Genomic DNA, 8,630 nt, shown 5'->3' with positions numbered 1-8,630 from the left:
GTGTTTTTCATGGCCTTGTTTTCATTCACGCAAAAAAGGCCAGCCCAAACTTGGACAGACAACAAACAATGCTTAACTTTGCAAACGGATGGCTGTTGTAAACCAAATTTGGACTTTGGAAAAGGACATGACAACCTAAATACAACATAAGGATTTTTCTTGTCAACCAAAGGAGTATTTAACAACGAAAAGTGTCAACTAATCTCAGTACACTACACAATGTCGTTTGTAGCGGGGCTACAAAGTATTTGTAGCTGCGCTACAAGTACCTTGTAGTGTCAGTACAAGCATTTTGTAGTGGGACTACAAGCCGCTTGTACTGACGCTTGAAGGCGCGTGGTAAAGTAGATTTCTTACACTTGCCTAATGTTTTCTAACGACAACTCTTTAGCAAGTGCATTTATCTACATACTTATCTTATTCCCATCCGGGGTTTTGCACAAGGTTGGGGTTGGCCTCCCTATCGCGTTTGGGTATGGGATACCATATCTTGTAGCTTTGGAAATTGTCTTTAACTGCTTGTGCATGCTTGGTGTTGTAGTGGAAGATATTGGGCTTTACACCGCTCTCGTTGCTGGTTTTGAGGTTTTGCACCACGTTTTGTAAGCGTCCCCAACGAATAAGGTCCATTCTTCGCCAGCCTTCGGCACACAGTTCACGCGAGCGTTCGTCCTTCAACTCGTCCATGAAGTTTTCCTTGTGATAAGCCTTTGCCAAGTCTTGGGCTACGTCAGCGTTGTTTCCTGCCGCGCGTAGACGAATGGGTTCGAGCAGTTTACGGGCTTCGGCTTCATCACCCGTTTTGTAAGTAGCCTCTGCATACATCAGTATAACGTCGGCATATCGAAGGATGGGGAAGTTTAGTACGCTGGATGCAGCGGGTATGCCCACGGCCAATCGCGCTGCTGGCGAACTCTGACGGAACTTCGTGAGGAAGGTGTTTACACCGCTTTGATAGAGCCCCGAAGGTACATAGTATTCCACGCCCATGATGTTTACCTTGTTTTTGGTGTTTGCTCCGCCTATGTTTTGCTTGTAACGCACATCCGTTTTGTCGTAAAGGCTTATTAGTTCGCCCATAGCAGGGAACCAACCTGCACCTCCTCCGTCTTGCGTTACGTTGCCCACAGTTCCCGTGAGGTGAGCGAAGACAAAATACTTTGGCGCTTCTTTTCCAAAGGTAGCCACCATTACGGCTTCTTTGGCTTGCTCGGCTTTCAGTACGGGGCGGTCGGCAATGAAGTTATAGGCATATTCGGGGTTCAAGATATAGCCACCATGCTCGTAAATATCTGTACAGAGTGTCTTAGCTTCTGCATAAAGTGCATTGCTGTCTACCCAGTCGAAGGAGTTGAGCGCGAAGTTAAGGTCGGCCCCAACATTGTTTTCTTTACAGGCAGCTAAGTAGAGATACACTTTGGCCAGCATGGCAGCGGCTGTGTATTTGTTGGCGCGCGAGTCGTATGTGTTGCGATTGGGCAATCCTTCGTAAGCACTCTTTAAGTCGTCAATGATAAGTTCATACACGTCTTTTAAACTGGAACGGGGTGTCAATTCGCTGTCGTTTACCGACTTTTGCAAGGGAACACCGCCCCAGAACAATGCCAAGTAAGTGTAGTAGAAGCCACGAAGGAAGCGCGCTTCGAGCACAACCTCTTTGCGGCGAGCCTCGGTCATGTCTGCCACTTTGGGTGCATTCTCTATTACGCCGTTGGCTCTGTATATGCCGGCGTAAAGTGCAAACCACGCATCGCCGAGAAAACGCGACTCGGAATTGTAGGTGTAGTTGCAAAAGGGCTTAATGTCTGCAATGCCTATATAGTCGGTTCGGCCAATCATTTCGTCGCACCCAAGTTGTGTAAGCAAGTGGATGTTGCGCGAGAACAAGGCATGTGGTGCTTGACTTTGTATGGCATTGGCGTTTAGGGCATCGTAAGCGCCCGTCAAAGCTTTCTCTGTGTTGCTGGCGTTGGCAAAGAGCGTGTTGCCCTCGGCAAAGGAATAAACCTTCTCGTCAAGGAAATCGCCACAGCTGCAAAAGAGTGTGAGCGATAGGCAGGCTGCCATTATCTTAGTGTTCATAATGCTATGTGTTTAGAAGTTAATGTTAATGCCGAACGAGAACGAACGACTGCGGGGGTAGGTTACGTTATCTAGGCCTGTGATGAGCTTGTTGTGGTAAGACACTTCGGGGTCGAAACCTGTGTACTTGGTAAGCACAAATAGGTTGTCAGCTGAGAGCGAGAATTGGCAAGCTGTTATTTTCAGGGGTTTAAGCACGCTTTGGGGCAAGCTGTAAGTAAAGGTAAGGTTTTGTAAGCGCAGGAAGGAGGCATCCTCCACATAGTAAGACGACACGTCATTCTTTCTGGGCGATTTGATGTCGGGGTAACGATTGGAGGGGTTTGTCTCGGTCCAGCGGTTGTGGTAGTATTCGGCAGCTACGTTGTAGTGGGCCGAATAGCCTTCAAATTTCCAGCGAGAAATGTTGAGAACCTCGTTGCCATAGCTGTAATTGAAGAAGAATGAGAGCGAGAAGTCTTTGTATTCGAAGCTGTTTAGCAAGCCGCCGAAGAACTTTGGCTCGCCTCGTGATATGAAAGTTTTATCGTTTACAGGGTCTACCTCATTGTCGCCGTTAAGACTTCTGTATTTCAAGTCGCCGGGTTTTACCTTAGTGCCCTTGATGCTAACCACACCGGGCTTGAGGTTTCCGTGCTCGTCGAAGTCTGTTTTTTGGTAAATGCCATCCCATACGTAGCCCCACGCGCCACCAATGGGCGAGCCCACCTTCAATCGTGACACTTCGTTGATGGTGCCGTCGTTGATGCTCACGGGTATGGTGGTTACTTTGCCAAGCGAAAGAATCTTGTTGCTGTTGCTGCTAATGTTGAATGTTGTACGCCATTTAAAATTGCGCGCGTTGATGTTGAGCGAATTAATGGATACCTCCACGCCTTTGTTCTCAACCTCGCCAATGTTCTGCCATTGCTTGTACGAACCGCTTTGGCCAGGCACATCGCCTTGCAACAACATGTCGGAGGTGCGCTTGTAATAGACGTCAAACGTCAAACCGAGACGATGTTTCAGCAGACTAACGTCTAGTCCAAGGTCGTATTGGGCGGTAGATTCCCATTTCAGGTTGGGGTTCGACTTTTCTGATGGAGCCAAACCCAAGACGGCTGCATCGTTAAGGTTGAGGTAATAAGTGTTGTCTAATCGTTGAAGCGAGCGATAAGGCGTGATGCGGTCGTTACCAGAAACACCTGCGCTGAGGCGAAGTTTCAGCTCATCAATGGCCTTTATGCCTTTAATGAACTGCTCGTTGTGGGCTTTCCAAGCCAAGGCTACCGATGGAAAGGTGGCGTACTTGTTGTCGGCACCGAACTTTGACGAGCCGTCGCGACGTAAAGTGAGCGTAGTGAGGTAGCGATCCTTAAACGAATAGAATAGTCGGCCAAACTCTGACATGCGCGTTTTGCGGTACTTGTTGGTGGAGGGCTTGCGCATAGCGGCTCCACCCTGCTGCAAGTCGAACACGGGATTGTAGGTTTGCACGGGGAAATTCTCGGCCGTTACGTTCAGGTTGGCCCAAACGTAGCTGCTGGTTTCAAAACCCAGCATGGCCGTTAGGCTGTGGCCGCCAGCAAAACTCTTAACATAGGTGGCCGTGGTGGTGCTTTGCCATTGCTCGGTTGTTGTTTCCAGCACGTTGGCTAGCCCGTTTCGGGCATATCCCCACGATGTACTTGAAGGGTACCACTCTTCTGATTTGGAGAAGGTTAGGCCTGTATTGAGGCTTGTGCGTAGGGTTAGTCCGGGCAACGGCTTGTATTGCAGGAAACCATTAGCAATAATACGCGTGAGTGGCGTTTTCTTGTACGAGTCGAATAGTGATTGGGCAGGGTTCGATACATTGCCGTTATCGGGGTCACCTGGATCTACTTTAAAGTTGAACGGCTTGTAAACGAACATCGCTTCTAGCCAACCATTGTATTGAAGTCCGCCTCCCATGCTCACTGGCCCATAGAGTTCGGTGCGTGCGATGGTGGCGTTACCGCCTATGCGCAGCTTGTCGTTGGGTGCGTATTCCACCTTAAAGCGTCCCGTATAGCGCGTAAAGCTGTTGTTCTTGGCTATGGCGTTCTGCTTAAGATATTCTCCGCTAAGCGAATATAGCAACGAATTAGATTTGCTACTGCCGTTAATGCTGAGGTTGTAGTTCTGTGAAAAGCCTGTACGAAGTAGCTCGCGTTGCCAATCGTGCGAGGTGTTGTCTTCAAATTCTTGGCCAAAGATGCGTGCGCGGTCGGGTTTGCCGTCGCCATCTGTGTCTATTCCCCATTCAAGACTGTTGGGGAAACGCGAGAAACGATAGTCGGCAAACTCTTGTCCTTGCAGCATCTCAACGTGCTTTGTGGCCTTGCTGATGCCGAAACGTGCATCGAAGCTCACCTCGGTCTTGTTGTATTGACCTTTCTTCGTGGTGATAACGATAACTCCGTTTGCTCCTGCCGAGCCATAAATGGCCGTGGCCGAGGCGTCTTTAAGCACCTGTACAGACTCAATGTCGGCTGGGTTGATGCCCGCGAGCGGGTTAAATGTGGCGCGGCCCGATATGGTAGAGGTTGCCACTTCGCCGTTGTTCACGTCAATAAGCGTGCCGTCTATCACATAAAGCGGTTGCGTTCCGGCATTGATGGAGTTGTTTCCGCGGATAACCACGTTGACATCTCCACCCAATTCGCCAGACGAGGCCGTTACGTTTACGCCTGCAACCTTACCCGCCATCGAGTTAAGCAGTGAAGCCGAATTAGATTTGCGCAGGTCTTGCATGTCTATCGACCCCACAGAGCCTGTTAGGTCTTTCTTCAACATTGAGCCATAGCCGATAACCACCACCTGTCCTAGGTCTTTGGCGTCGGGTTCTAGCACGATGTACATGCTTTTGGCCTTGCCCACCTGTTGGTGAACGGCCTTCATTCCAATACTCGAAAACACCAGTACGGACTTCTGTCCTGATACCGAAAGGCTGAAATGGCCATCTTGGTTGGTGACAGTTCCGTTGGATGTGTTCTCTTCCATCACGGTTACACCTAACAAAGGCGTTCGCGTGTCGTCTACCACTGTACCCTCAATCGTGTGTTGGGCCAGTGCATTTAAACTAGTAGTAACGAATACTACCCATGCTAAAAGAAACTTTTTCATATAGATTGCTACTTAGGTAATTACATTGTTATCTGCTTGGTGATGATTGTTTTGCGCTCGTTGCTAACCTTCATCGTGATGTTAAGAGGCATGGCTGCGGGCAAGTGGGCTATGCTCCATTCGTAGGGAAAGGCTATACGCTCGTCCATCTGTGGCTTCGCGCTACCAACTTGGCAGGTTAAACTTGCCGAGTAATCCTTTGCTAACGGCGTGTCTATGTATCCATAGAGCGAATCCCAGCCAAAAGGCGACCGTACACGAAAGAGATATAGCCTGTGGTTTGGATCTAGTTGCACCATCTTAAACCCATTGCTAATGGGCGAAAAGGTGTAAGTTGGCAGAGATTTAACCAAGGGAAACGACACGAATGTTATGCCCTTGGGCGCGATAGTGGTTGTAAGTGCGTTTTGTTTCAGGCCACGTTCTTCGCTCACAACCGAGTTGGTTTGTGCAAAGTAGTGCTCGGTAGCCATCCCGTTAGGCGATACCAGCGGTGTGTTTAACTGCAAGCTTACGTTCAGCTCGCTATCTTTCTCGTTCATCAGAATGAGCCAAAGGTTGTTGGCAGATACTGCGGAAAGCCAGTTTACGTCGGTGGAAGATAGCCTTAACATGTCTTGTGGCATATAAAGTTGCGCGTCGTGGTCGTTCAGGATGTAACCTTTCTCGCCGCCATAGACCCTGTTGTTGAACCACACGAAACCTTCTTGCTTACCATAAGGAAAGCCAATGGCCCCCTTGGAACGTTGTGTAGCCTCGGTAAGTAGGTAATCCAGCACGAAGCTAAGATGTGAGGGGATGTGGTGATAATAGAGAGAAGTGACGTCGGGACCTTTGTAAGGATAAATCGAATCCTGCGGGAGGTCGGTGTAGCCAGCGGCATAATAACCAGGATAAGAAGCGAAACGCCCAATAACGGCGTTGCGCGCATAGGTCTCGAACAAGCTGTTGCCACACAAACCGCTAAGCCGCAAGAGCGAAGGTGCCCATGTTGACATGAAAACATGGTTGATATTGCCCTCGCGGTTGAAGAAGGTCATGGGCTGTTCAAAGCCTAGACCTACGGGCGAAAGCGTGTGTTGTGCCACCTTTTTCTCGCTTACGTCGCCCATTTTGCGCGGGTAGCCCAGCTTATAAGGCTTGTCTTTCTTCCAAAACACATTGGCATTGCCCACATATTTGCCTCCTTGATGGATAAGGATGGTGTCTTTGCAGATAGGCGGATAAGTGCGAATGCCGGCGAGAGTGAAGTGCGCGGCGTAGGCAGAGGCCGCAACTAGGGCCTTGTCTTTGGACACATCATAGAGATCGAGCAGGTCGAACCACTGTGGATAAGCCTGCGCGTGGTAGAACATCCACGGCAAAACGGACTTCGATGGATTGTTGTATAATGCCGTATGCAGCTCGTGGTTGGCCCCGATAGTGGCTTTCACCAACCATTTGTCTGCTTTTGTGAGCCGGAAGGCGGCTAAGTCGTCTGCCCAAGTCTGGTCTACACCATAGCCTTTGCTGTATCTGGGTTTGCCTTCGGGCATGGCAATGTTGGCGAGCCACGGGTTGTTTTGACCCAAAAGTCGGTGTAGTGCCTCGAAGTGAGCCGTGTTGTATTGCGACCCAAACGGCGAGAATGTGTTCGTTGAGGTTTGTGTTTGCGGGTCGCTTGCTTGGGGATAGCCCCATCTGAACCCCTTTCGCGAGAGCATATACTCGATGGCGGGTAGGGCACGTGTTGTGTATAGCTGCTCGTCGTGGGTAATGACAGCAGCCGAAACCAGTGCCAAAGGTGCGGCCTGAACCACTTCCGTGCGTACGTTTGGATTGCTTTCGATATCTAGAAAACCCCTCATGGCGGCATCCCAACCTGCTGCCTCATCGTTCTTTATTAAGTTGATGGTGTGGAAAACGGCATCGGTGAGTGGTGTTGATTGTACTCTGTAATCGCGAACAGCAAACACACTGTCAGACAAATATTGCAGGGTGTTGTGCCATTGCAGAGGCAATAGCCCCAGTTTGAAGTAGGCTGTAAGTTTTTCGTCTTTCTTCTTGTACGAGTCTTTTTCGCCCAATATGGGCGAAAAGGCCACGGGCTGCACCTGGTTGGCTGCATTTTTAAGAGATAACCCCATGTCGTATATGCCCCAATTGCGTTTTAGATGGTGGGGGTTGGGCGCCAAAAAACAGCTTAGGCTGCCAGTTTCTATGATGCTCACGGGCTGTGGCGTGAGGGTTATAGGCAAGAGATTGGGTGTGGCTGGCAGACGTTTGAACTGGTAAAGGGGCGAAAGCAGAACATTCGTTACCGCACTTTCTGTCTGTGGCTGAAACGCTTCGAAAGCTAAACTGTAATATTGAGGCGTGCGTACAACATATTCGAAGTGCACGTCCACCACGTGGCTGTTGGCATGTAAAGTCCAAGTAGAGGCTATTGTGTCGTTATCGTTCGACACATACCATATGCGTAGCGTGTTTTGGTCTGCCTTTTCGTACCGGTATATGTGCATTGGGCAAACCTTGCCTGCTAGAAATGGGTTTTGCAAGTGGGCTTGCTCAAATACGGGATAGGTGTTGTTGCCCATGCGAAGCAATGGTGCTTGTCCGCCAGACCATAGTGGAAAGATGGAGTTGTAGCCCAATTGGGGCTGTGTCGACTTAATAATGTATAAGCGGTTGTGAGGTTGGGGGCTGTCCCAGCTGCGCCATTGCCCCTTTGTGTGTACCGATATGTGTTGCACCAATTGGTTGTTTGCCGTATGAATACGGAGCCTTAACAGGCCGTTTGAGATTTCATCAACCACAGGCGAACTTGTGTTGAGCAACGCAAGACCGTTTTGGATCATTGTTGTTGAGGGCTTTTCCAAGGGCGTGGGGATGGGTTGTATCTCGTATTTCGTAAGTTGTTTGTAGGTCATCTGGTTGGGGTCGAGACGTTCGTCGCGTGTAAACAGCACGGCATCAACACGCGCATAGTTGGCTGCCACATCGCAAGCCCGCAACACATGCAGCCCTTTGCGAAGTTCAATAGTACCTATCTGTTCCCAGTGATAACCCTCCTTGCCGTGTCTGCCTTGCAGGGCTAGCTGTGTGGTGTCTAGCATTAGGCGCGAAATGCGGGTTCGTGGAGCCTTAGTTTGGAAGTCTTTCGTGCGACTCCAAAACACATAACGCCCGCTTTGAGGCACATCCAATACCGTTGTGGCATGCGCAGCACCACTCCCGCCAGCCGTAACCATAAGCACAGCCTTATTGAAAGCTTCGACATCTTTCGCTACTTTCCAGCCGCCCACATACTGAAAGCGTTCTGCTTCCAGCATATAGGTTTGCCCTTTTAGCGACAAGGTCAACCACAAAGTCAACAATAAAGCTACTATTTTTGCCATAACACAACTTATTTCATTTTAAAAGAAATGGTTTTAGGTATTCAT

At 49.5% G+C, this 8,630-nt stretch carries 3 protein-coding genes; all 3 read right to left on the bottom strand.

Annotation, left to right across the window (positions count from 1 at the left end; translation table 11 throughout):
* Positions 1 to 417 precede the first annotated feature (417 nt).
* From F453_RS0106195 to F453_RS0106185, 3 genes are read right to left on the bottom strand one after another with little or no spacing between them, the layout of a single operon-like run.
* Positions 418 to 2,082 (bottom strand): RagB/SusD family nutrient uptake outer membrane protein, encoded by a 1,665-nt coding sequence (locus F453_RS0106195; RefSeq protein WP_018967245.1) that lies wholly within the window; start codon positions 2,080 to 2,082, stop codon positions 418 to 420.
* 12 nt (positions 2,083 to 2,094) lie between these two features.
* A complete protein-coding gene (locus F453_RS0106190) occupies positions 2,095 to 5,208 on the bottom strand; it encodes a SusC/RagA family TonB-linked outer membrane protein (protein ID WP_018967244.1) in 3,114 nt (1,037 codons plus the stop codon).
* Between the two features lie 20 nt (positions 5,209 to 5,228).
* Positions 5,229 to 8,585 (bottom strand): hypothetical protein, encoded by a 3,357-nt coding sequence (locus tag F453_RS0106185; RefSeq protein ID WP_018967243.1) that lies wholly within the window; start codon positions 8,583 to 8,585, stop codon positions 5,229 to 5,231.
* Positions 8,586 to 8,630 lie beyond the last annotated feature (45 nt).

The organism is Hoylesella loescheii DSM 19665 = JCM 12249 = ATCC 15930, assembly GCF_000378085.1.
In the GTDB taxonomy this organism is placed as follows: domain Bacteria; phylum Bacteroidota; class Bacteroidia; order Bacteroidales; family Bacteroidaceae; genus Prevotella; species Prevotella loescheii.
The sequence above is the reverse complement of the archived record's forward strand: the minus strand, read 5'-3'. Positions and strand labels throughout refer to the sequence as shown.

Excerpts from the sequence above, each read along its gene's own strand:
- F453_RS0106185 (WP_018967243.1), bottom strand. The coding sequence starts at position 8,585 with ATGGCAAAAATAGTAGCTTTATTGTTGACTTTGTGGTTGACCTTGTCG.
- F453_RS0106195 (WP_018967245.1), bottom strand. The coding sequence starts at position 2,082 with ATGAACACTAAGATAATGGCAGCCTGCCTATCGCTCACACTCTTTTGC.
- F453_RS0106190 (WP_018967244.1), bottom strand. The coding sequence starts at position 5,208 with ATGAAAAAGTTTCTTTTAGCATGGGTAGTATTCGTTACTACTAGTTTA.